We start from the raw sequence: 23,893 nt of genomic DNA, 5'->3' as shown, positions 1-23,893 counted from the left end.
GTGCGAAATCCGCGACGCGACCCGCGGGTCGGACGTCGTAGAACTCACGTTCGGCGTGTCGGCGTGCGGTGACAGGTTGCGGTCAGCCGCCCCGCGCCGCGATCATGGCGGCGCGGTTCACCTTGGTGGCCGCGGTGCGGGGGATGCTGTCGACGAATTCGACCGTCTTGGGGACCTTGTACGGTGCGAGTCGGCTCTTCGCATACTCGATCACCTGCTGCTCGGTGAGCGGGCCCGCAGCATGAACGACGGCGTGGACTCGCCGTCCCCACCGCGCATCGGGCAGCCCGATGACGACGACATCGGCGATACCGGGATGTCCCGACAACGCCGATTCCACTTCTGCCGGAAAGACATTGGCACCGCCGCTGACGATCATGTCAGCGCGCCGGTCGGTGATGTGCAGGTAGCCGTCCGGATCCAAGTGACCGATGTCGCCGGCCGAGCGAAACCCGTCCTCGGTCGACGGCAGCGGGGGAGCCCCGCCCAGATAACGGTAGCCGGCGCTCATCGGCGCACGCAGGTAGACATCGCCCTGCTCGCCCGGACCCAACGGCCGTTTGTCGGTGTCCAGGATCCGGATCTCGGTGTCCCGGAAGCCACGGCCCACGCTGCCGGGATGGCTCAGCCACTCGTCGCCGCGCAGCGCGGTGAGGCCGAGATTCTCGGTCATGCCGTAGGCCATCACGATCTGTTCCGGGCTGAGCAACTCGAACCAGGTGTGCAACAACGACGGTGGCATCACCGCGGCGCCCTGCAGGATGAACACAATGCTGGACAGGTCGCGTCGCCCGATGTCCGGCAGTGCGGCGACGCGGGACAGCATGGTCGGCGTGGCCGTGAAATTGGTGATCCGGTAGCGCTCGATCGTATCCACAAACACTGGCGCGTTGAACTTTTCGAGGATCACCAGGTGGTCGCCGCCCAGCAGCATCAACAACGGGGCGAACCCGTTGGTGTGATACATCGGTGCGGGCACCATGATCCGCTGCGGCCTGGGCACCGGCGTCCAATTCTCCAGGAACGGCTCACCCTGCTGCGGTATCCACAGCGACGGCGCCAGGTTGAGGATCACCTTGGGTACACCGGTGGACCCGCTGGAACAGATACCGTTGGCGGTGGGGGAGACGGCTGTCGGCAGCGGACGGCTCGGCGCGGCAGCCGCGACTGCGTCCAACTCCCAACGGCTGGTGTCGTCGACCACCACGGCCGGATCGATCACCGTCCGCACCCGGTCGCGTTCCCACTCGGGCAGGTCCCAGTGCATGGGAATGGGAACGGCGCCGACCTTCCAGCACCCCAGCGTGGCCAGCACGAGGTGCATCGAGTTCGGAATCGCTATCGCCACCAGCGAACCCGTCTGCACGCCCCGCGAGAGCAGTGCCCGCCCCCACTGATTGGCCCGCGCATCGAGTTCGCCGAAGGTCAGGGCCTGCACGCTGCCGTTCAGCGAGACGACCGTCACCGCGGCGTCGTCGCGCTGTTGCTCGGCAAGCTCAGTCAGCTTGGTCGCGAACGGGACGCCGTCCGCGAACGGATTCGGCGGCACTTCGGCAGCGACGGGCTGGTTCATGCCGGGATTTGCCCGCTGAACAGCGTCTCGAAGTGCCCGTCCCGGACATCCGGAATCAGTCGCAAGGCCAGCGCCTCGGAGCTCAGCGGCAGTCGGATCAGCGGCTGGGTGTGCCGGTCGAGCACGCTGATGTCGGACTCGTCGCAGAAGCCGAGCGCGCCGAGCAGCTGATGCGCGGTGCGTAGCAGCTGGCGCGCCGTATCGGCCGCCTTGAGGCGCAAGATCAGTGCATCGGCCGAAAGCATCTGGGCCGGTAGCGAATCCGGTCGGCACAAGGTGTACTTGGCAAGCTCGTGCAGGCCCCGCACCGCCACCGCGGCATCCGCGACGGCGAATCTGACGGCCTGAAAATCTGCCAGCGGTTTCCCGAACTGCTCCCGCGCCCGGACGTGCCCGGTGGCGATGTCCAACGCCTGCTGCATCGCCCCCAGAATCCGCCATGATCCCAGCACGAGATGAAGGTTAACGTCGGCCGCGGGCAGGGTGCCAATGGGTGCCGACAAGGTGGCCGGCACCAGAAACGGCCCCAGTTTGGCCGCCGTCCGCGCCGCCGGTTGAGGCCGGTACCCGGTGCCGTCCAGATCGGTGGCGAGCCACGCGCCCGGCAGATCGCCGTGGTCGATGCGCGGGGCTCGAGGGTTCACCAGACTCAGCCGGGCGCCGTCGACCGCCAGCATTTCCTCGACCAGCGGGTACGGCAGGGCCGTTGCTCCGGCAGCCTGGCAGAGCACCGCGGCTGCCAGCAGATCGTCGGCTCCGGAGCGGACGTCGAGGTCGAAGGCGCCGAGCCCGGCTAACGCGTCGCGTGCCGCGAACCGAAGGCTGTCGTCGGTTTCGGCGCGCAGCGCCATCTGCGGTCCACCCAACCGGGTCAGCTGCTTGACGGCGACCGCGGAAAAATCGATAATATCTTGTGGCAGTTCGGTATTCACCGACGTTCTCCTAATACGTCGCGGGCCACCAGCATCCGCTGCACCTCGATGGTGCCCGAGGCGACGGTCGCGGCCTGCGCATAGCGCCAGTGGTCGTCGACCGCCCCGTACAGCGCCGCGGAGCTGCCGCTGTCCAGCGCGGTGGGGCCCAGCACATCCAACAGCAACTCGGCGACCAGCTGATCGCAGGTGGTGGTGGCGATGCGCGCAGCGCTGGCCGCCGCGCCCGCCGCAGGGTCGTCCTGCAGAGACACGGCCCGATAGGCCATCAGCCGGGCCACCCGCAGATCGACGAGCGCGCGAACCCACCGGGAGCGAATCGATTCGGGTAACCGGTCCCAGTCGGCGCCGAGTTCGGTCTGCATTCGGTGCAGCAGTGACTCGCAGCGGGCGTAGCGGGCGATGCCGACCCGCTCGAACGCCAACGCCTCGCGCATCACCCGCCAGCCGTCGCCGGGCTCGCCCAGCACATCGCCGGGATAGGCCGGCAGGTCGTCGAGGAAAACCTCGTTGAGGTGATGAGGTCCGAGCATGGACGAGATACCCCGGACGGTGAAGCCCGGCCGATCCATGGGAATGAGAAACAGGGTGAGCCGCTTGGGTTTCGGGGCATCCGGGTGGGTGCACGCGGCCAGCACGCACCAGGAGGCCATCCGGGCATACGACGTCCACACTTTCTGCCCGGTGATTCGCCAGCCCTTGCCGTCCGGCACGGCGCGGGTGCGCAACGATGCCAGATCGGTTCCGGCTTCCGGTTCGGAGAATCCCTGGCACCAGATCACCTCTCCGGACGCGATTCCGGAGAGGTGCTTGGTCTGCTGCTCGGGTGTCCCGTACCGCATGATTGCCGGGCCGACCCAGTTGATCCCCATGTACTGCGGTCCGCGGGGCTCGTAGTTGGCCCACATCTCTTCGCGCAGTACCGTCTGCTGCCAGATCGAACCACCGCCGCCACCATGCTCTTTCGGCCAGGCCAGCGCCAGCAGCCCCTCGGAGGCCAGTAGCTTGCAGAACGATTCGGTGGTGGCCAGGTCGTCGGGATCGTCGGTACAGGCGCCCAGGAAGTCCGCGGGGATGTGCTCGGCAATCAATTGCCGCAACCGGTTTCGCAGTTCACCGGCGTCGTCACCGAGGTCATAATCCATCGTTGGTCATCCCTTCGGCAACCCGAGCAGTCGCTCGGCGATGATGTTGCGTTGGACCTCCGAGGTCCCGCCGTAGATGGTCGCGGCCAGGGCGTCCTGCCGTTCGAACAGCAGGTCGGGATCGCCGGTTGAGGCTGGTCCCGCCGCGGCCGCGCTGAGTTCCCAGACCCGTTGCAAGGTAATCGATCCCAGCAGTTTCATGGTGTCTGCCTCCGGGCTGGGCCGACCGGCGAGCTCGTTGCCCAAGGCCCGGTACCCGGTGGCGTGCAGCGCTTCGGCGTCGGCGAGCAGCGCGCCGAGTTCGGTGTAGATGCCCCCTGATGCGGCGTGGCGGACCGACTCCAGACCCCGCTTGATCTCGACCCAGTTCATGATCCAGATCATCTGGCGCTCATGGTGTAAGGACGACATCGCGACGTTCCAGCCGCCGTTGAGCGGACCCAGCAGGTTCTTAACCGGCACCTCGACTTCGTCGAGGAAGACCTCGCAGAACGTCTCGTCGGAAATCGACGCCATCCGAATGGGTTCGATCCGCACCCCAGGTGACTCAAGATCCAGAATCAGGCAGGAGATGCCGCGGTGCTTGGGCGCGTCCGGATCAGTCCGGGCATACAGAGTGCACCAGCGTGACTCGTGGGCCTGGGTGGTCCAGATCTTGTGGCCGGTAACCCGAAACACGTCACCGTGCCGCTCAGCGCGGGTGCGCAGTCCGGCGAAGTCCGATCCGGCCTCGGGCTCGGACATGCCCAGCGCCCACCATTCGTCCCCCCGCAGCAGCGGCACCAGCAGCCGGTCGATCTGCGCCGGTGTACCGAACTGTCGAATGCCGGGTGCGACGACGCCGGGCCCCTGAATATTGGGCAGCTTGGGCGCCGACCGCAGCGCGGCTTCGATGCGTACCTCCATCGCCTCACGCAGGCCCAGTGACCGGCCGCCGTGCTCGCGGGGCCAGGTCGGCTGCAGCCAACCGGCTTCGAAGGCTGCGCGCTGATAGTCGCGCCGCAACGGAATGTCCCAGCGGTAGTCGCGATACCGCTCGTAATAGTCGGCCGGCAGGAAGTCGCTCAGCCAGGTGCCGAATTCGTCTAGCAGCGCGGTCATTCGGTGCCTCCCGCGAACCGGCGGCCCACCTCGTAGTACAGCGCGCGGCTGTCGCCCAGCAGGGCGCCGCCCTGCCATGCGTGCCGGACATACAGGTGAGTGTCGTGCTCCCAGGTCTGTCCCAGCGCGCCGTGCACCTGGACTGCGGCACGGGCGCAGGCGGTCGCCGCCTCGCCGGCGGCCGCCTTGGCCAGGGCCGCCACGGTCCATGGGTCGGGATCATCGAGGCGTGCCGCGGCCGCATAGGTAAGACTGCGGGCGCGTTCCACACTCACGTAGTTGTCTGCGAGTGCGTGTTTGACGCCCTGGAACGCGCCGATCGTGGTGCCGAACTGACGGCGGGTCTTGGCGTGGTCGACGGAGCGCGCCAAGGCGGCCGAGGCCACGCCGACCAGATCCGCGGCCGCGGCCACCAGTGGCGCCGCCAGTACGGATTCGACGGATGCCACCGCGCCCACGGCGACGGGTGCGGCGTCGATCTCGACGTCGGCGACCGGTCGGGCGGGGTTGATCGACTCACCGGCCAGGACGGTGACGCCCTCACCGGCGCGTGCGACAGCTGCCACCAGCCCGCGGCCGCCGGCATCGGCCAGGGTGACGATCAGCTCCGCACGGGCTGCGTCGGGGACGGTGACCGCGCGTCCGCGCAGGCGCCCGTCGCGCAATGTCATGGGGGCGCCGGCCGATCGGGCGCCGGGGGAGTGCACCGCCAAGGTGGCGACGGCACCCGAGGCGATCTCGCTCAACACGCCGTCGAACTGCGGGCCGGCGACGCGAAGTGCGCCCGCGGCCAGGCCGATGCTGCTCAACAAGGGGACCGGTGCGATTGCGGCGCCGCACTCCTCGAGCACCACCGTCAGCTCCATGGGGCCGAATTCCCCGGCCACGTCAGACCGGGCCAGCTCCGTCCAGCCCAGGTCGACGAACGTCTTCCACAGGGTGCGCCAGCGCTCCGGATCCTCCAGAGCGTGGCGAGCAGCATCGGGTGGGCACTCGGCGCGCAGGATGCCCCGCACGGTGTCGCGCAGCGCCAGCTGCTCCGACGTCAGTCCAACATTCATAACACCCCTAACATAATAAAAATAGTAAACTAGCGAGCGGCACGCAATCGCAGACGCCGGGAATGGTGGGTCGCATGGTCGAGTGGTATCTGTTCCTGCCGCAGGTACGGTTGCCGCTCGCCGACATCGTGGACCGCGCGCAGCGCGCCGAGGCTGCCGGGTTCCACGGAATCGCCTTCATCGACCATCTGGAAGCCCCGGGCCAGCCCGGTGAAACCATCTGGGAGGCAATGGGCATCGCCGGCTGGGTTGCGGCCGGCACGCAGCGGTTGCGGATCGGACACCTGGTGCTGTGCGATGCATTCCGGCATCCGGCGGTGCTGGCAAAGCAGGCCGTCACGCTGTCCGCTGCCTCCGCCGGTAGGTTCGACCTCGGGCTGGGGTCGGGCTCCTGGCCCGAGGAATTCGCCAAATTCGAGGTGGGTCAGCAGGATCCCGTCGCCCGGGTGGAACGACTTGGTCGCAATCTCGAGGCGATCACGCGATATTGGGCAGGGGGCCAGAACCCGCAGCCCGCACATCCGATACCGCTGATTCTCGGTGGCAGCGGTCGAAGGCTGATGAAACTTGTTGCCCAGTACGCAGATTGGTGGAACTTGCAGGCGAATCATCTGGACCGGCTACCCCGGCTGGCCGACTCCACGGGATCCGCCCGGATCTCTGTCCAGCAGATGGTCGGGTTCGCGCGGACCGGAGCCGATCCCGCCGCCGTGCGTGAGGTGAGTGTCCGGCGGTTCGGTCACCTGGGACCGGGCCTGGTCTGTGGCGTCGCCGACGAGTTGGTCGCGCACTTCGCCGGCCTGGCCGGGCAGCGGGTCGAACGCTTCTATGTCTGGTTCGCCGACTTCGCGGCACCGCACACCCTCGAGGAATTCGGCGAATCGGTCATCAGGAGCTTTCCGAACGACGCCGGCGCACTTCGGTAGGCACGACCGGCGGACGCGCGAATGGGCCGCGTTGTACCGCACTGAGCCGGATCTCCGGTAAGTCGACCGACGGGTCGACGGTGTCCAGCCATGCCACGGCATTGGCGATGTCGGACACCTGAATCGCGTGCATCTCGAACGGGACATCTTGCAGCATCTCGGTTTCCACCGGGCCGGGCGTCACCAGGTGCACGGCGATACCGTCCCGGTCGACCTCCGTCGCCAAGGCACGGGCGAACGCGTTCATGCCCGCTTTGGATGCCGAATAGGCGGTGCGCGCCATCATCGGTTCGTGCGACGCGGAGGAGGAGATGAAGATCAGACGTGAACCCGGCCGCATCCGGGGCAACACCGCCGAGGTCACCACGAAGCAGGAGTCCAGGTTGGCCGAGATGATGGTGCGCCACTGCTCGAATGTCTGCTTGCGCGCGTATGTTCCGCCCAGAGCCCCGGAGGCGTGCACGACGAGGTCGATGTACTCGAGCGGGCTTATCGCCGTGGCGAATTCCTCGGGGTCGGACGCGTCGGCCACGATGGCGCGGGCACCGATCTCCTGGGCCGCCGCCTGCAGCGGTACCGCCCGGCGGGCCACCACCACGACGTCGTAGCCAAGCTCGCACAACCTGGCTGCGCAGGCTTTTCCGATACCGCCGCTGCCGCCGGTGATCAGAGCGGTTCTGCGGGTTCTCAAGGGCGCCGGACATCCCGCGGACGGGACAATGCCTGCGGAGACAACGCGTAGATTCGTTGTTCCGGCCGGCCGGACAGCACGTAGGTCTGGGTGTCGGCCAGGTGGCGGCCCGCGATGCGGCGGGCCCGGTCGACATCGCCGTCGGCAATGGTCTCGGTGAGTTTGAGGTGGGTGTTGAGTGCCGCCCGCCGCTTGGCCAGCGAGGGATAGGTGCCGCGCGCGGAGCTCTCGTCGGCCCACTGTTGTTCGTGGCTGCTCCACAGCGTCTCCAGGCTGCCGACGACGGCGATGATGGTGTGGTTGCCGCAGCCGCGGACGATCAGATTGTGGAATTCGCGACCGATCTCGGTGAACAGCCGCCCGTCTTCGAGGTTCGCGGCCATGGCGTCGTTGACCCGCTTGAGCTCCGGCACCAGGGTGTCGGAGCGGTCGGGTCGCTGGGCGGCCAGGGCCGCACAGGCGGGCTCGAGTTCCTGTAGCGCGGCACCCAGGTCGCTCACGGCGACCGACTCGCTCTGCAAGACGAGGCCGAGCATGTAGGCGGCGCTGGTCTTGGCCGGTGCGTGTACGACGGCGCCGCCTCGGTTACCGCGCCGCACCGAGACCAGCCCCTCGGTCTCCAAGATTCGCAGCGCCTCGCGCAGCGAGACCAGGCTGACCTTGAACTGCTCGACGAGCACTTCCTGGCGCGGCAGCAGATCACCGTCCGCCAATTCGCCGTCGATGATCTGACGGCGCAACTCGTCGGCTACGATTTCAGCAATTCTCGGCGCCGAGAGCCGGCGACGGGCGTCGGGTCCAATGCCCAAGGCGGTCATCCGATTCCTCGCAACCTGCAGCAGGAGAGAGCGCGCGGTTGGTGGGCCGCGAACTCGACTGGCTTAGCTATTTTAGCAGTAATGGTATAAATAGCCGCGTGAGTCACCGGGCCGATCGCCGGCCGACGCCCCTGCAAGAACTTCGGGTCGTCGAGGTCAGTGACCGCTTGGCCGGCAGCTACTGCGGCAAGCTGTTGGTGGACGCCGGCGCGCAGGTCCGCAAAGTGGAGCCGCCACAAGGGGACCCGTTGCGGGGCTACACGGCGACCTGTTCGCCGGTCCCGCCCGGCCACGCATCGCCGCTGTTCTGCTATCTCAACGCCGGCAAGGACAGTCTGAGCGTGTCACCGGAATCACCACGATTTCAAGCCGAATTGGCCGGGGCCGATGTGGTGATCCTGGCTACCGCGCCCGCGCGGGCCGCGGAGCTGGGCATTGATCCGCAACGCTTGCTGGCCCGATCGCCGGGATCGGTTGTCGTCACCGTCTCCGACTTCGGTTGGACCGGTCCTTTCGCCGACCGCGCCGCCACCGAGTTCACCTTGCAGGCGTGGTCGGGTTGCACCGGTTTCCGTGGCGACCCGGCCGGTCCCCCGATTTCGATAGGCGGTGACCTGGGCGAGTACATGGGCGGCGTCTACGCGGCGTTCGGCGCGCTCGCCGTGCGCCGCCGGGTGCAGCGAGGTGGTCCGGGCGAGCACCTGGACCTGTCCATGCTCGAGGCGATCACCGCAATGCAGAGCAGCGAGTGGCTGCATTCGCAATTGCTGCGGGTGCCGCCGGTCCGCCGCACCCTGGAAGTGCCGTCGATCGTGCCGGCCAAAGACGGCTATGTCGGGATCACGATGGTCACCGGCCAGCAATGGCTGGACTTCGCGGCGATGGTCGAATGCCCTCAGTTCGAAGAGATTCCGCAATTACGCTTCCAGATCGGCCGATGGGAGTACCGCGACTTCATCTACGAATCCATCGGTGCGTGGATGGCCGAGCGCACCGTTGCCGAGATCGTCGAGCTGGGTCAGCTGTTCCGGTTGCCGATCGCGGCGCTGGGTAACGGCGCCACCATCCGCGACATGGAATACATCACCGAACGCGGGGTGTTCGTCGAGAATCCTGCGGGATTTCACCAGCCGCGTCCGCCCTGGCTGATGACGGAATGCGGACCGGCGCCGGTGCGTGCTGCGCCCACCCTCGGGTCGGCTGATGACGAATCACCTTGGGGGCAAAGCGAATCCGGGACTCTTGTCACCGATCCCGAGCTACCGCTGCTCGGCGTGCGCATCGTCGACTTGACCGCCTTCTGGGCCGGACCGGCCGCCACCCACCTGCTCGCCGCGTTCGGCGCCGACGTGGTCAAGGTCGAGTCTATCCAGCGCCCCGACGGCATCCGCTACTCGGGCGGTATGCGGACCGATGTGAACGACTGGTGGGAGTACGGCTGGGTCTTCCATGCGATGAACACCAACAAGCGTTCGGTCACACTGGATTTGGGAAGCGAAGAAGGCCGCGGACTGTTCCGCACCCTGGTCGCCGGCGCAGATGTGGTGATCGAGAACTTCTCGCCACGCGTGATGGACCATTTCGGGCTGACCGCCGACTTGCTGCTGGAGATCAACCCGCACCTTGTGGTCACCCGGATGCCGGCCTTCGGCCTGGCCGGACCGTGGCGCGAGCGGGTCGGATTCGCCCCCACCATGGAGCAGATCGGCGGCCTGACCTGGGTGACCGGGCTGCCCGAAACCCCTCCGGTCACTCCGCGCGGCGCGTGTGACCCGCTGGCCGGCGTGCATGCGGCGTTCGCGGTACTGGCCGCGCTGAACTTCGCCGAGCGCACCGGCACCGGCCAGCAGGTAGAGCTGCCGATGCTGGAAACCGTGCTCAACACCACTGCGGTACAGCCGATCGAGGCCGAGGTCTTCGGTAAGACGTTGAGCCGGCGGGGAAACCGCGGTCACGGCGGTGCGCTGCAGAACATCTACCGGTGCGCCGGAGACGACGATTGGATCGCGGTCAGTGTGTGCGATGACCGTCAATGGGCGGCGCTGGTCGAACTGATGGGTGCGTTACGCGATGAGGAATTGGCCACCGAAGCCGGGCGCCGCGAACGGGCCGACGAAATCGACCGCGTGCTGCGGGACTGGTTCGCCACACAACCCCGCGATGCGACGGTCGAACTGTTGGCGGTGGCCGGCGTTCCGGCAGCGCCTGTCGGCTCGCCGTCGTTGGTCACCGAGAATCCGCAACTGCGCGCCCGTGGCTTTTTCGAGTTGCTGCAGCACCCGCGAACGGGTGCCGGCCTGTATCCCACGCCGCCGTTCGCCCTGCTGGCCGGCCAGCGGCATTGGCTGCTGCGCCCGCCGCCGACGCTCGGCGAGCACAATGAAGAGGTACTGCGCGATCAGTGTGGTCTGACTCAGGACGAACTCGCGCATCTTGCGGCCGGCAAAGTGATCGGGACCCGACCAGTCGGGCTCTGAGGAAAGGGGCATCCGATGCGGGTGATCGTCGACCCGGATATGTGCGAGGCCAACGGGTTCTGTGAATCCATCGCAGCGGACATCTTCGAGCTGGGGGATGAGGACGTGGTGCAAATCGCCGACGGTCCGGTGCCGCCGGACCGCGAGATCGACGTCCGCGCCGCGGTCGAACAGTGCCCTAGGGCGGCCCTGCGCATCACCGAGTAGCGGCGGTTGGGTAGTCGTGCGAAGGCACCTGGTGGCGCCCAGGGCCATTCGGAACGGTGCATGCCGTTGGTTCGGGGTCGTCCATGATCGAGCAGAGTGGGCGGGATACATTCACCGCGCCGCCGCGAGAAACTATCTGGCGAGTTAACCGCCGAGATGGGAACCGCGCTGCGGGGAGGGCTGACTCGCCCGGCTAAAGCGGGTTTGTCTGTGTCGCAACGGCTTTGCCTAGGCACCTGAGCGCTGATCGGCTATGGCTGTGTCGGCGTGTCGCGGCATAACGCCGTCGGAGCGGCCCGACGCCACGCAAGGCCCGCGACCTGCCTATTGGCAGACCCCGCGCGCTGACCGCCGACCAGATCAGGCAAGCCGGGGCCTTTCGCCCACGCGGCGAGCCGGTGCCGGATCGCCAAGACGCTGGGCATCAGCCGGGTGATGCTGTACCCGCGCGCCGGCCGAGAGGGTCTGATGCCGGTGGCGATAAGCGGGTCGGGCGGGCTGGCGAACCGGGGGCGTACGACCACACACCGGACGGGGCGGTGGCGAGCGAGCGCTGGGGAGGGGTGGGTGAGTGCCGTTAGTATGAGATTCAGGCGCGCCGGTTGGTTTGGGACCGTTGATCATGCATAAGCGAAAGGGGCCGCGTGCCGCTGGGGACCGAGGAGAGCGTGGCCCTCCGGGCCGATGCTCCCACCTGTGACGTTGGCGCTGCGGGCGACGCGGACGCCGAGTTTCCTGTTGATTGGCAGGGCGCCTGGCCCGCCGGTGGTTCTTCGAGTCAGCGATGAACCTGTTTGTCACGTTGCTGGAGCTGGCGGCTTTCGTGGCATTGACCGCCGGTACGGCGCTGTTTGTTGCGGCGGAGTTCTCGCTGACGGCGTTGGAACGCAGCACCGTGGACGCCAATGCCCGCACAGGCGGGCGGCGCGACCAGTTGGTGCAGCGGGCGCACCGCACGCTGTCGTTTCAGCTCTCCGGCGCGCAGGTGGGTATCTCGATCACCACGCTCATCACCGGGTATTTGGCCGAACCGCTCATCGCGCGCCTGCTAAGTCCGGCGCTCGCCGCGCTCGGTATGTCCGAGAACTTGTCGCTGGGCGTGGCGTTGGCCTCGGCGTTGCTTATCGCCACTTCGGTGTCGATGGTGTTCGGCGAGCTGGTGCCAAAGAACCTTGCGGTGGCGCGACCGCTAGCCACCGCGCGGGCCTCGGCGGGGCCGCAGGTGCTGTTTTCGAAGCTGCTGACCCCGTTGATCCGGTTGACCAACGGCACAGCCAATTGGATCCTGCGGCGGCTGGGTATCGACCCGGCCGAGGAACTGCGCTCGGCACGGTCGCCGCAGGAACTGGTGTCGCTTGTGCGCAACTCGGCCCGCCACGGCTCACTGGACCCGATCACCGCGAGCCTGGTGGACCGATCGCTGCAGTTCGGTACGCGCACCGCCGAAGAACTGTGGACCCCGCGGACGGAGATCGAGGCGCTGCACGCCGACGACACCGTCGCCGACCTGATCGCCAAGGCCATCGAAACCGGCTATTCCCGCTTCCCGATCGTCGAGGGCGACCTCGACGAAACCATCGGCATCGTGCATATCAAGCAGGTGTTCCGGCTGCCACGGGCCGAACGCTCACACACCCGGCTGGCCGATCTGGCCCAGCCTGTGGTGGCGGTGCCCTCGACGCTGAAAGGCGACGCCGTGTTCGGGCCAATTCGCGCAAGCGGGTTACAAACCGCGCTGGTAATCGACGAATACGGCGGCACCGCCGGAATGGTGACCGTTGAGGACCTCATCGAGGAGATCGTCGGTGAGGTACGCGACGAACACGACCAACCCACGCCGGCGGTGATGGCCATCGGTGACGGCTGGCAGGTGCCGGGGCTGCTGCGCATCGACGAGGTGGCTGACGCCACCGGATACCGCGCACCCGAGGGTGATTACGACACCATCGCCGGGCTCGTGCTGCATGAACTCGGCCACCTGGCCGTCGAAGGCGAGTCGGTGCAGCTACGGGAGGTCAACCCGGCCGCGCCCTATGACGAACCGATCCACTGGCGCGCGACTGTCACCCGAGTGGATGGCCGGCGCATCGACCTGCTGGAGCTCGTCAAACTCGAGGCCAACCGACACGGCACCCAGGGGGCGGGTGCTGGTGAGTGATCTGCTGGGGGTGCTGCTCACGGTGCTGCTGGTGGGCGCCAACGCATTCTTTGTCGGCTCGGAGTTCGCGCTGATCTCGGCGCGCCGGGACCGGCTTGAGGCGCTGGCCGAGCAGGGCAAGCACACCGCGGTCGCCGTCGTCCGCGCCGGGGAAAACTTGTCGCTCATGTTGGCCGGGGCGCAGCTGGGCATCACGGTGTGCTCGATTCTGCTGGGGCGCATCGGTGAACCCGCCATCGCGCACCTGCTGGAGAAGCCTTTCGACGTGTTCGGCATCCCCGAAACACTCTTGCACAGCGTCTCGTTCGTCGTTGCGATCACCATCGTGGTGGTGTTGCACGTGCTGCTCGGCGAGATGGTACCCAAGAACATCGCCATCGCCGGGCCGGAATCGACCGCAATGCTGCTGATTCCGCCCTACCTGATCTGGATGCGGGTCGCGCGCCCATTGATCGCGTTTTACAACTGGTGCGCCAACACCACGCTCCGGGCGGTGGGCGTGCAAGTCAAAGACGAGCTCGACATGACGGTCTCCACCGTCGAACTGGCCGAAATGATCGCCGAATCCCGCTCCGAGGGGCTGCTCGAGCCCGATGAACACCTCCGGCTCACCCGCGCACTGCAGATCCGCGACCGCACCGTGGCCGACGTCGCCTTGCCACTCACCGACATCCACGCGGTACCGGTCGCCGCCCCCGGCAGCGGACCGACGGTGCACGCAATCGAGCGCGCGCTCGCGCAGACCGGGTATTCGCGCTTCCCGGTCGTCGACGGCCCCAACCGCTTCATCGGATACCTCCACATCAAAGACGTGCTGCCGCTCATCGACGATCCCGACGCGATCGTCGACCGCTCAGCGGTGCGACCACTGCAGCGGGTGCGCGATACGCTCCCGCTGCCCGAGGCCCTATCACGGCTGGGCCGCAGCAAAAGCCACCTCGCCGTGGTCACCAACGCCCACGGCGAGGTGGTCGCCATGGTGGCCCTAGAAGACTTGTTCCAGGACCTCGTCGGCACAGTCCATGACGGCACCCACCGCGTCTAACCGCGCGGCCCAGAGCGGCCGACAGCACGGACGCCTGCGCAATGGTCCGCGCGCCTGTCGACGCTCAAAAGTCCCGCCGTTCCCGACGACGATCCCTTAGTCGCGGAATGCTGCGCGGCGCTGAGCTATTGGCGGTGCCGCCGGGTCATGGACGCCGAGCGGATTTCGCCACCGCCGGCCATCTTGTCACCCTGGTTGCTCGGCGGGACTCGAAGCATGCGCGGATCGGCTGTGCGAGTTTGTCTTTTGCGACCCCGAACACGGCGGAGTTGTTGCGGATCATTGCTGGCTGGCATCGGGTGGCACGCACCGATGCCACGTAGTCGCACGGGCCGGTGTGAACCCGCGTCGAATCACGCGTCAGCACCCGCGTTGACGTTCAATGTCTAAGATAGTAAAAATAGATCTACGCGCCGAACCGCGGTGAAGCGTGTGGGGGGCCGCATCGCCGCGCGCCGCGTGGGAACGGAGAACTCGTGACGGACATATCCTCAGACCTGGCGTCGGCCGAAGACCCTTCGGAACAGGAGTTCGGGCCGTCGGGGATCGCGCTGTCCAGCTACCGCTTCCCCACAGGCTGGTTCATCGTCGGCTTCGCCTCCGATCTCGCCGCGGGCGAGGTCAAGCGGGTGCACTACTTCGGCGAGGAATTGGTGCTGTTCCGCACCAAATCCGGGAAGGTGCATGTGCTGGACGCCTACTGTCAGCACCTGGGCGCCAACATGGGCGTCGGCGGGACCGTCGAGGGCGAACACATCGTCTGCCCGTGGCACGGCTGGCAGTGGCGCGGCGACGGCACCAACGCGCTGATCCCTTACAGCAAGATCGGCTGCAAAAACAACGTCCGGGTCCGTACCTACCCCACCACCGAGTGGTACGGCTTCATTCTCGTCTGGCACGAACGGCATGGCCGAGCACCGTACTGGCAACCGCCGGTGCTGCCCGAGCTGGAAACCGACGAGTACTACCCGCTGCATCCGCACACCCGAATGGTGAACCGGGTCAAGGTGCACGCGCAGATGATCATCGAGAACGCCGCCGACCCCTATCACGTGCAATACGTGCACAAGGCCGCCAACCCCGCCAACACCGCCTCGTTCGAGGTATCCGGCTATCACCTGCACGCCACCGTCAACGCCCACTTCGGCGGCGGCCGGGCCAAGACCTGGCTGACGCCGAACGGCCCGGTGGATGCCAAGATCATCTACGACAACTACTCGCTGGGCCTGGGTGTCGTTCGCTTCCCGAGCGACCTGGTCGCCACCTGCCAGGTGACCGGCCAGACCCCCGTCGACGAGGACTACACCGATTACTTCTACACCCAGGCCTCGATCCGTGAGCCCGGCGACAGCGGTGACGCGCCGACCGGCCGGGCGGCCAAATTCCTGGCGCTGCAGCAGGAAGTGATCAAACAGGACTTCTTCACCTGGGAGAACATGAAATACCTGGAGAAGCCCAACCTGGCGCCGGAGGAGGCGCACGACTACGCGGCGCTGCGGCGCTGGGCGCACCGCTTCTATCCGGGAAAACACCCGTCGCTCAACGACTTCGGGTACACCGCCGACGGTGACCCTGACCCGGCTGCTGCGCAAGCCTGATGGCACCCCCGGAGCCTGCCGACTTCGGTGTCGACAGCTTCACCGTCCCCGCGGTACTGGACCGTCGTGCCGAGCAGTACCCCGACCGGGTGATGCTGTCGGTCGGGGGAAGCGATATCACCTTCGAGCAACTGCGGCAACGATCCTGTGCAGCGGCGAAAATATTGGTGGACAACGGTATCGGACCAGGTGACTGCGTTGCACTGTTCACCGCGACCTGCCCGGAGTGGATCTACTTCTGGCTGGGCGCGGCCCGGATCGGTGCAGTGAGCGCCGCGGTGAACGCGGCCAACAAGGGCGACTTTCTGCTGCACAACCTGCAGCTGTCAAGGGCCAGGCTGGTCGTTACCGATGCTGAACGCCGGAGCCGTGTTGATGAGATTGCCGATCTGGGCATGCTCTCGGTCCAGGATGATTCGGTCGTCGAGGCGCTGAGGCAAGACATCTCGGTACCGGCGGTCGCCGGGAGTGAAAACGGCTCGCTCTTCTTCACCTCGGGCACCACGGGGCCGTCGAAAGCCGTTGCCACATCGTGGCACTACCTTTTCACCGTGGCGGCCACCGCGGTGGCGGCATGGGAGTTCGCGCCGGGGGAGGTGCTGTGGACCGCGATGCCGCTGTTTCACCTCAGTGCGGCACCCAGTGTGCTGGCGCCGATGTTGGTGGCTGGAACAACGGTCATTGCCAGCGCTTTCCATCCCGGCGAGGTCTGGGACGACGTGCGGGCACGCGACGCCGTCGGCTTCGTGGGCGCGGGTGCGATGGTGTCGATGTTGCTGAACCTGCCGGAAGATCCGCGTGACGCGCACCTGCCATTACGTTTCATATCCGCGGCCCCCATCGACATGGTTTCCTATCGGAGGATCGAAAAACGTTACGGGTGCGCCGTTGTCACCATGTACGGCTTGACCGAGGCCTTTCCGCTCGCCGTCAACGGCGTTTCCTACGACGGGGTGCCCGGGACCTCCGGCCGCACCAACCCGAACTTCGAGGTGCGCATCATCGACACCGGCGGCACCGAGCTACCGGCCGGGTGCGTCGGTGAGATCATTTGCCGGCCGAGATTTGCCCACGTCATGAGCCAAGGGTACGTGCGGGCCGGTGACGGGGCGGCACCGCAGGTGGATCCCCATCCGGACTGGTTCCACACCGGGGACCTCGGCAAGCTGGACGGTGAGGGAAACCTGACCTACGTGGACCGGGTCAAGGATTCGCTGCGCCGGCGGGGTGAGAACGTCTCATCGGTGGAACTAGAAGCCGTGGTGCTCAGTCACCCGGCCGTGGCCGAAGCCGCCGCGATCGCGGTCCCCAGTGCCCTCGGCGAGGACGACATCTTGGTGGTCGTGACGTTGCGACCGGGAGCGACAATGGATTTCAGGGAGTTGCTGGATTTCTGTGGCGCCCGGATGCCCTACTTCTGTGTGCCCAGGTTTGTCGATAAGGTCGATGAACTCCCCAAGAACGTGATCGGGCGGATCCGCAAAGACCTGTTGCGTGCTCGGGGATTGTCCAGCGGCGCATGGGATCGTGAGAGCCACGGATACGTAGTGAGTCGGTAAAAGGCAGGCTGGAGAACAACGATGACGATGACCTATCAGGAACACCAGATGCTCGCGGCCGTGACCGGCCGTGCGGGGATCCTTGATCTGACCGCGCGGCACAACCGGGCCTACTCCGACGGGAACCGCGACGCTTGGGTAGCGACCTTCCGTCATTCCGGCGCCCGGTACGTCCGTGGTGGCGAGTCGTTCACCGACCTGTGGTCGGCCTTCGACGGCCGGGAGGGGCAGCGGCTGGTCACCGTCGACCATGAGATCCACGTGGACGGCGTGCACGCGACACAGCACTGTGTGGCAATACTCTTCGCTGCCGTCGACAACGACAGCACGACGCTGCGGTCCACCGGCAGCTACCGGGACGAGCTGATCTACGAGCGCGGAGGCTGGTATTTCGCTTCGCGCGAGCTCGTCTGGGATTCGGCGACCAGCCGCCACCTGGTCGGGTGAGCATGTAGTGGAGCTGAGTTACCAGATCGCCTTCGGCAGCTACGAAGACGCGCTGCGGATGGTCGGCACGACGGGTGAGACACGCACGGCGGCAACACCGATCAGCGCGGCACGGATCCAGTTGTTCGCGGCGATGGTTCGGGACGGGAACCGGTCCTACTGGGACGCCGATTACGCCCGTGATCGGTGGGGAGGCTTGCTGGCACCCCCGGCATTGTTGATGGGTTGGCTGATCCCGCCACCTTGGCAACCAGTGGGCCGCCCGCCGACCGCTTCTCTTGCCCTGCGGGTTCCGTTGCCGGGCAACACCTTCATCAACGCCGCTAACGAGGTCGAGTTCCTACATCCGATCCTGGAAGGGGATCGGCTGTCCGCCGTGGAGGAGCTGGTGTCGGTGTCGCCGGAGAAACGGACCCGCCTGGGCGTCGGCCACTTCGTCGAGACGCTGGAGACCTACCGTCGGCAGGGCGGCGCCGTCGTCGCAACCTCCCGCAACACCCTGTTCAGATTCACCCCCGAGCCGGTCCCATGACCGAACTGAACTGGGACTCGATCAGCACTCCCACCGACCTTCCCGAAGTGGTCGATGAGATCAGCTACCAACGCGTGGTCGAGAACGCCGGCGCCACCTGGGACTACTTTCCGGGCCACTTCGACCCCGCTTATGCTCAGAGCCAAGGTAATCCAACGATTTTCGTCAATACCATGCACCTGGCCGGATTCGCCGACCGGATCGCGACCGACTGGGCGGGGCCCGGCAGTCGGGTGGTACGACGCTCAATGCGACTGGTGGGTTCGATCTACGCGGGCGACACCATGGTCGGTCGAGGGCAGGCGGTGGCGAAACGCTGTGACACCACGGTGAATCCGCCGCGCTACCTGGTCGACCTGCGGATCGAGGTGCGCAATCAGCATGACGTGGTGTGCTGCCCGGTACAGATCACTCTGCAGCTTCCCCAACCGTCTTGAGCGACGGCAACTTCCCGTTGCACGCGATCGACTGCAATTCCACGTACTCCGCCAAGCCTTCTGGCCCGAATTCCCGCCCGATGCCCGAGTGTTTGTAGCCGCCGAACGGGGTGCTGATGTCGAGCATGTACATGTTGATGCCGTACGTGCCGGTGCGCACCCGAGCGGCGATGTCCAGGCCGTGCGCGGTGTCGGCGGTCCACACCGATCCGGCAAGACCGTAGTCGCTGTCGTTGGCGATCCGGATCGCGTCGTCCTCGTCGGTGTAGGTGAGCACCGTCAGGACCGGACCGAATATCTCCTCACGAGCGATCCGCATGTCGTTGGTGGCCCCGGTGAACAGCGTCGGGCGCACGTACCAGCCGCGCGCAAGCGGGGCGTCGTCACCGCCGACCACCAGGCGTGCCCCCTGCTGCTGCCCGGACCGGATGAAATCCTGTACCCGATGCTGTTGGCGTTGCGAGACAAGGGGTCCGATGTCGGTCTTGTCGTCGTCGGGATCCCCGACGGTGAGGCTTGACATCATGTCGGCAAGTGCGTCGACGACGTCGTCATGGCGGTTCCGGCTGACCAGGATGCGGGTCTGCGCGACGCAGGCCTGGCCGTTGTTCATCAGGCCGGCGGTCTTCAGCCCCACGACGGTTTTGGCGATGTCGGCGTCATCGAGAATGATGGCCGCCGACTTGCCGCCGAGTTCCAGACTCACCCGCTTGAGCTGCTCGCCGCACAAGGCCGCGATGCGCCGCCCGGTGGCACTGGATCCGGTGAAGGCGATCTTGTCCACACCCGGATGGCGGACCAGCGCCTCGCCGACCTCCCGACCGCCGGTCACCACCGACACGACGCCTTCCGGCAGTTCCAACGGTTCGATCATTTCGGCCAACCACAAGGCGTCCAAGGGTGTTTCGGGAGCCGGCTTGATGATCATGGGGCAGCCTGCAATGAGCGCGGGGATCAGCTTGGGCATGATCAGGCATTGCGGCACATTCCACGGCACGATCGCCCCCACCACACCCACCGGCGCGCGGCGCACCTGCGCCTCGCCCAGTACACCCTGCCGGCGCTCGACCCACGGGAAGTCGCGTGCCGCCGCGAGTGCCAGGTGAATCATCGAGGCGGCCCCGGCCGCTTGTCCGAGCCGGCTGAAACTGCGCGGCGAGCCCATCTGCGCGGTGATCAGATCGGCCATCTCATCGAGGTGCCGACCGTAGACCGCGGCCAGCTGTTCGATCTTGCCCATTCGCTCCTGCACCGACAGCCGGGGCCACGGGCCACAGTCGAATGCACGCCGGGCAGCCGTGACGGCCGCGTCGACATCCTCGGGTCCCCCGGCGGGCGCGTGGGCGATCGGCTGCTCGGTATGCGGGGAGATGACCGCAAGACGATCCCCGGTCGACGGCTGCTGCCACCGGCCGCCGATGAACAACTCGTCGTAGGAACGGAGATTCGCCGTCATCGGGGCAACCACCTCAGGGCAGGCGACTTTAACTTCACTATTGATGCTAACATAGCAAAAAAGCGGGATTTCCCCTCAAGGCGAGGCGTGACGTGACCAGCGACTGGCGTAGCTACCCGTTCGAATTGGTGCCCGGCGACAGCCAACTGGAGTTTCCCGCGGCGGAAGGCCAACACCCCGACCAGGAGTCCGACACCTGGTTCATCGCCGGTGAACTCGCGTCCGCCGACACCGACCGGTCCTTCGCCTTCCTGACCATCTTCAACAAGAACCGGCCGGGCGGCAGCATCGTCGCCGATTTCTACACGCTGGCGTTGTTCGATCTGGACACCGGCGAGTACGGGACCTACACCGACTACGACATGCCGCCGGCCAGCATGGGTCCGGGGGCACAGCCCAAGATGTCCAGTGCCGTCGGCCATCTCGACCTGACGTACGACACCGGTTTCGGTGCGGCCCGATGGTCGGCCCTACGTGACGCTGACGGCGCATTGCGGCCCTTCGCCTATGGGATCAGCCTGGTGGGAACCGATCAGGCCGGTCGGTTCATGCGTCTGGATCTGATCGTCACGCCCACCCGGGCCCCCACTCCGCTGGGCGCCGACACGTACAAGGGAAAGATCGCCTGCTTCGGCCAGGATGACACCTACTCGTACTTCCAGACCGGCATGGCGATGGACGGCACGCTGCGCTGGGGCCAGATGCATGAGCGGGTCAGCGGCACGGCCGGGCACGTCGACCGGCAGTGGTTCCCGAAGTATGCCGGCGGCGGAACCGGTGAGCCTCCCCGCACCAGATCCCACGAGTGGCGGACCATCAATTTCGACAACGGCGTGGACATGAGCATCTGGCGGCAGTTTCTTCGCACCGAAGGCAATGCGCTGCAACCATTTACCGGCATCACGACCAGCTATCCCGACGCGCGGCCACCGCAGTGCGCCGAGGACTTCGACGTCAGGATCACCGGTTACGTGCGGTGGCCAGAAGCGATCCGGACCCTGATCCGGCCGCCTACCAAGGCCAGATATCTGCCTGATCGTCATCGGATAACTTGTGCAGCAATGGAATTGGACGTCGTCGGGGAGCCGCTGGTGGCCGCGCCCGCGCACGGCCTGCCCATCGAGTACATGGAGGGTCCTTACCGTTACCGCGGCACGCTGGCGGGTGAGCCGGTGACGGGGTTCGCGTTCAACGAGCGTTCACTGGCGATGTACCGGGACTGGGAACTGGTCGAGGTGCTGGCCACCGCCGTTGCCGATGACCCGCAACTGCAGGCCGCGGCGGGTGAGTTGACATCGCTGCTGGCAGCGGGCCGCCGGGAGGAAGCGCAGGCGTTGGTGGCTGACCTGCGCGGCGGCCAACGGCCGCAGGTCGCGACCATTCTGGACGATCTCAGCACGGCCTTGTCAGAAGCCTGATTCGACCCCATCGAGTGCCCGCTCCCACGCGATGTGTCGGTGCTGCAAGCCAGGTTCGTTGCGCCCGAACATAAGTCGCTGCCGCGCGCCTGATTCCAGATTGGCCTGCAGCCCTTCCACCAACCGGTAGTCCTCGTCGCGCACAGTGGCGTGCGCATACTCGAAGACGGCTTGTGCGCCCGCCGCCACGGAGTCGTCGGACATGTCCAGCGGCGTCGAGTTCTGATGCACGGTGCTAGATCTGCCCGGACGGTCGCCGGGGTAGACGCGGAACAGCTCGCCGTTGGCGATCGTCACCGAGATCACGATGTTGGGGAAGAGCGCGTAGATGACAACCAGATTGTTCAACGGAACCCACTGGTGCTCGGCGGTGTCATCCAGGTCCAGGATTGTGTTGAGGGGGAAAATCAATCGGTGATGCGGTCCGTAGGCGTCGAAGACCGTGCAATTGCTGCGGGCGATGGTCGCAAACGTCTGCTGGTGCACGGTGGCGAAGTGGTAGTTCTCCGCGAAGGTGTCGATGGCCAGCTTCCAGTTGATGGGGGAGTCGAGCACCTTTTCGCCCAGTGGTGACCATCGACCGATTCCCCACGAGTCGAGCTCCGCGGCCAACGGCCCCAAATGTGCCGCCACATCCAATGTGACGCCGGGATCCATCGCCACCCAGAGGAACCCGGCGAACTCGGTGGCGGGCAGCTCGGTCAGCCCGTCGGCCTTCGGCATCACGTCGGGGAAGCCTTCGCGGCCCGGCACCGTGACCAGGCGGCCGGTGTTGTCGTAGGTCCAGGCGTGGTACGGGCAGGTAAACCGCTTGGCTACGCCGCATCCCGATGCCACCTGAGCCTGTCGATGCAGACAGACGTTGTCGAAGGCCCGGACCGAACCGTCGGCAGTCCTGGTCAGCAGGATGGATCGGCCCATCACGGTCTTGGTGCAGTAGGCGCCCGGTCGAGGCAGTTCGGAGACGTAGCCGACGAGTTGTGGGCTGGCCATCACCATGGCGCGGTCGCGTTCGTGCCGGTCGGCCGAGGTGTACCCACGGGCATCGACTTGGTGCTGGGCCGGCGCGAGGTCAGTCGCCTTGTCGCGTGCCAGTTTCAGGGCGCGACGGGTGAGGTCGATCAGTTGGTCGTGTTGCATCTCTACCCCCGAGAAGCGCCTGCGTTCTGGCTAACTTTACTAACTTTATATTAAAAGCGAAATCATCCAGAAGGGCTTATCCCGGTGCCCGTTGCGACATAGTGACAGATATGTGACTGCTGAGATCCACGTGTCAGATGGGGTTGTTGCGTACCCTGTGGCGTGTGTCGGTGTCGCGACGTGACGTGCTCAAGCTCGCGGCCGCGACTCCTGGCCTGCTGGGCCTGGGCGTCGGGGCGGCGTCGCTGCGCGTTGCGCCGGCGTCGGCTTCGCTCGGCACCTTGCTGGACTATGCGGCCGGCGTCATCCCGGCCAGTCAAATCAGGGCCGCGGGCGCGGTAGGGGCAATTCGCTACGTCTCGGACCGGCGGCCGGGTGGCTCCTGGATGCTGGGCAAACCGATCGAGCTCGCTGAGGCGCGGGACTTGCACGGAAGCGGCCTCGAGATCGTCTCGTGCTACCAATTCGGTAAAGGCAGCACCTCCGACTGGCTGGGCGGTGCCGCGGCCGGCATCCAGCACGCCAAGCGGGGCGCGGAACTGCACGCCGCTGCCGGAGGTCCCGCGGGTGCCCCGATCTACGCGTCGATCGACGACGACCCGTCGCTGGAGCAGTACAAAAACCAGATCGTTCCCTATCTGCGGTCCTGGGAGTCGGTGATCGGGCATCAGCGCACGGGCGTATACGCCAACTCGAAAACCATCGAGTGGGCCGTCCATGACGGTTTGGGCGCTTACTTCTGGCAGCACAACTGGGGCTCACCCAAGGGCTACACCCACCCGGCCGCTCATCTTCACCAGGTCGAGATCGACAAGCGCACAGTGGGCGGTGTCGGGGTGGACGTCAACGAAATCCTCAAGCCCCAGTTCGGTCAGTGGGCCTGACCCATTTTCGTTCCTAAGACTCTGACAAACAATCCAGCAAACACTCGTTCGCTCAGTGTCGGCGGTTGACTGCAACGGGCGTAGCAGCGGCGCTGCAGCGCGCCAGGCGGCGCAGGCTCGGCGTGACCAAAGAATTGCTTATAACGATTTGGTAACAATGCTGCTTTGAACAGCGCCGTTATGGCTACTCGACCGTAACCACTCGCATGCAGGACGTTTGTTCGAGTCGCCTGCGCCCTCAGTTTGACCGGGTGTTACCCGCGACACGGTTACCCGTGCGTAGAACTC

At 66.4% G+C, this 23,893-nt stretch carries 21 protein-coding genes; 12 read left to right on the top strand and 9 right to left on the bottom strand.

Annotated features, from left to right (window positions below):
* Positions 1-82: 82 nt before the first annotated feature.
* The 5 genes from AC5Y7D_RS02870 to AC5Y7D_RS02850 are packed head-to-tail and all read right to left on the bottom strand — an operon-like array spanning position 83 to position 5,812.
* Positions 83-1,573 carry a class I adenylate-forming enzyme family protein gene (locus AC5Y7D_RS02870; protein ID WP_499921336.1) on the bottom strand — a complete coding sequence of 497 codons (1,491 nt, stop codon included), beginning with the start codon at positions 1,571-1,573 and terminating at the stop codon, positions 83-85.
* Positions 1,570-2,505, bottom strand: coding sequence for an acyl-CoA dehydrogenase family protein (locus tag AC5Y7D_RS02865; RefSeq protein ID WP_499921333.1), 936 nt, complete (start codon positions 2,503-2,505; stop codon positions 1,570-1,572). Before AC5Y7D_RS02865 ends, AC5Y7D_RS02870 begins: the two co-directional genes overlap by 4 nt.
* Entirely contained in the window at positions 2,502-3,650 is a 1,149-nt protein-coding gene (locus tag AC5Y7D_RS02860; protein ID WP_499921330.1) for an acyl-CoA dehydrogenase family protein, read from the bottom strand. Before AC5Y7D_RS02860 ends, AC5Y7D_RS02865 begins: the two co-directional genes overlap by 4 nt.
* A 6-nt stretch (positions 3,651-3,656) precedes the next feature.
* Positions 3,657-4,751 carry an acyl-CoA dehydrogenase family protein gene (locus AC5Y7D_RS02855; RefSeq protein ID WP_499921328.1) on the bottom strand — a complete coding sequence of 365 codons (1,095 nt, stop codon included), beginning with the start codon at positions 4,749-4,751 and terminating at the stop codon, positions 3,657-3,659.
* On the bottom strand, positions 4,748-5,812 hold the full coding sequence (locus tag AC5Y7D_RS02850; RefSeq protein WP_499921326.1) for an acyl-CoA dehydrogenase family protein: 1,065 nt from the start codon (positions 5,810-5,812) through the stop codon (positions 4,748-4,750). Before AC5Y7D_RS02850 ends, AC5Y7D_RS02855 begins: the two co-directional genes overlap by 4 nt.
* 74 nt (positions 5,813-5,886) lie before the next feature.
* Here AC5Y7D_RS02850 and AC5Y7D_RS02845 point away from each other — a divergent pair, with 74 nt between their 5' ends.
* Positions 5,887-6,738: an LLM class flavin-dependent oxidoreductase gene (locus AC5Y7D_RS02845; protein ID WP_499921324.1), complete on the top strand. Its 852-nt coding sequence runs from the start codon at positions 5,887-5,889 to the stop codon at positions 6,736-6,738.
* On the opposite strand, the gene AC5Y7D_RS02840 is transcribed toward AC5Y7D_RS02845, so the two are convergent.
* A complete protein-coding gene (locus AC5Y7D_RS02840; protein WP_499921322.1) occupies positions 6,701-7,429 on the bottom strand; it encodes an SDR family oxidoreductase in 729 nt (242 codons plus the stop codon). The two genes, AC5Y7D_RS02845 and AC5Y7D_RS02840, sit on opposite strands and share 38 nt — an antisense overlap.
* Entirely contained in the window at positions 7,426-8,247 is an 822-nt protein-coding gene (locus AC5Y7D_RS02835; RefSeq protein WP_499921320.1) for a FadR/GntR family transcriptional regulator, read from the bottom strand. Before AC5Y7D_RS02835 ends, AC5Y7D_RS02840 begins: the two co-directional genes overlap by 4 nt.
* Before the next feature lie 86 nt (positions 8,248-8,333).
* Here AC5Y7D_RS02835 and AC5Y7D_RS02830 point away from each other — a divergent pair, with 86 nt between their 5' ends.
* From AC5Y7D_RS02830 to AC5Y7D_RS02790, 9 genes are all read left to right on the top strand, one after another.
* Complete coding sequence (locus AC5Y7D_RS02830) at positions 8,334-10,724, top strand: CaiB/BaiF CoA-transferase family protein (RefSeq protein WP_499921704.1); 2,391 nt, start codon at positions 8,334-8,336, stop codon at positions 10,722-10,724.
* A 15-nt stretch (positions 10,725-10,739) separates the two neighbouring features.
* The gene (locus tag AC5Y7D_RS02825) at positions 10,740-10,931 is read left to right on the top strand and encodes a ferredoxin (protein ID WP_499921317.1); all 192 of its coding nucleotides are present in this window, start codon (positions 10,740-10,742) and stop codon (positions 10,929-10,931) included.
* Between the two features lie 784 nt (positions 10,932-11,715).
* Positions 11,716-13,089: a hemolysin family protein gene (locus AC5Y7D_RS02820; protein ID WP_499921315.1), complete on the top strand. Its 1,374-nt coding sequence runs from the start codon at positions 11,716-11,718 to the stop codon at positions 13,087-13,089.
* Complete coding sequence (locus tag AC5Y7D_RS02815; protein WP_499921313.1) at positions 13,082-14,134, top strand: hemolysin family protein; 1,053 nt, start codon at positions 13,082-13,084, stop codon at positions 14,132-14,134. The genes AC5Y7D_RS02820 and AC5Y7D_RS02815 overlap by 8 nt, the downstream gene beginning before the upstream one ends.
* Before the next feature lie 476 nt (positions 14,135-14,610).
* Positions 14,611-15,732: a Rieske 2Fe-2S domain-containing protein gene (locus AC5Y7D_RS02810; RefSeq protein WP_499921311.1), complete on the top strand. Its 1,122-nt coding sequence runs from the start codon at positions 14,611-14,613 to the stop codon at positions 15,730-15,732.
* Complete coding sequence (locus tag AC5Y7D_RS02805; protein ID WP_499921309.1) at positions 15,732-17,291, top strand: AMP-binding protein; 1,560 nt, start codon at positions 15,732-15,734, stop codon at positions 17,289-17,291. The genes AC5Y7D_RS02810 and AC5Y7D_RS02805 overlap by 1 nt, the downstream gene beginning before the upstream one ends.
* Positions 17,292-17,312: 21 nt before the next feature.
* The gene (locus AC5Y7D_RS02800; protein ID WP_499921307.1) at positions 17,313-17,738 is read left to right on the top strand and encodes a nuclear transport factor 2 family protein; all 426 of its coding nucleotides are present in this window, start codon (positions 17,313-17,315) and stop codon (positions 17,736-17,738) included.
* Between the two features lie 58 nt (positions 17,739-17,796).
* The gene (locus tag AC5Y7D_RS02795; protein WP_499921702.1) at positions 17,797-18,270 is read left to right on the top strand and encodes a MaoC family dehydratase; all 474 of its coding nucleotides are present in this window, start codon (positions 17,797-17,799) and stop codon (positions 18,268-18,270) included.
* Positions 18,267-18,707 (top strand): MaoC family dehydratase, encoded by a 441-nt coding sequence (locus AC5Y7D_RS02790; protein WP_499921305.1) that lies wholly within the window; start codon positions 18,267-18,269, stop codon positions 18,705-18,707. Before AC5Y7D_RS02795 ends, AC5Y7D_RS02790 begins: the two co-directional genes overlap by 4 nt.
* Here the strand turns inward: AC5Y7D_RS02790 and AC5Y7D_RS02785 are convergent.
* Positions 18,679-20,163 (bottom strand): aldehyde dehydrogenase, encoded by a 1,485-nt coding sequence (locus tag AC5Y7D_RS02785; protein ID WP_499921302.1) that lies wholly within the window; start codon positions 20,161-20,163, stop codon positions 18,679-18,681. The two genes, AC5Y7D_RS02790 and AC5Y7D_RS02785, sit on opposite strands and share 29 nt — an antisense overlap.
* 92 nt (positions 20,164-20,255) lie before the next feature.
* On the opposite strand from AC5Y7D_RS02785, the gene AC5Y7D_RS02780 reads away from it, so the two are divergent.
* Positions 20,256-21,581: a lipocalin-like domain-containing protein gene (locus tag AC5Y7D_RS02780; RefSeq protein WP_499921299.1), complete on the top strand. Its 1,326-nt coding sequence runs from the start codon at positions 20,256-20,258 to the stop codon at positions 21,579-21,581.
* Here the strand turns inward: AC5Y7D_RS02780 and AC5Y7D_RS02775 are convergent.
* A complete protein-coding gene (locus tag AC5Y7D_RS02775; RefSeq protein ID WP_499921297.1) occupies positions 21,570-22,721 on the bottom strand; it encodes an aromatic ring-hydroxylating oxygenase subunit alpha in 1,152 nt (383 codons plus the stop codon). The two genes, AC5Y7D_RS02780 and AC5Y7D_RS02775, sit on opposite strands and share 12 nt — an antisense overlap.
* A gap of 164 nt (positions 22,722-22,885) precedes the next feature.
* Between AC5Y7D_RS02775 and AC5Y7D_RS02770 the strand changes: the two genes are divergently transcribed.
* The gene (locus tag AC5Y7D_RS02770; protein WP_499921294.1) at positions 22,886-23,605 is read left to right on the top strand and encodes a DUF1906 domain-containing protein; all 720 of its coding nucleotides are present in this window, start codon (positions 22,886-22,888) and stop codon (positions 23,603-23,605) included.
* Positions 23,606-23,893: the final 288 nt, after the last annotated feature.

Source organism: Mycobacterium sp. NGS49 (assembly GCF_059812565.1).
The sequence above is the reverse complement of the archived record's forward strand: the minus strand, read 5'-3'. Positions and strand labels throughout refer to the sequence as shown.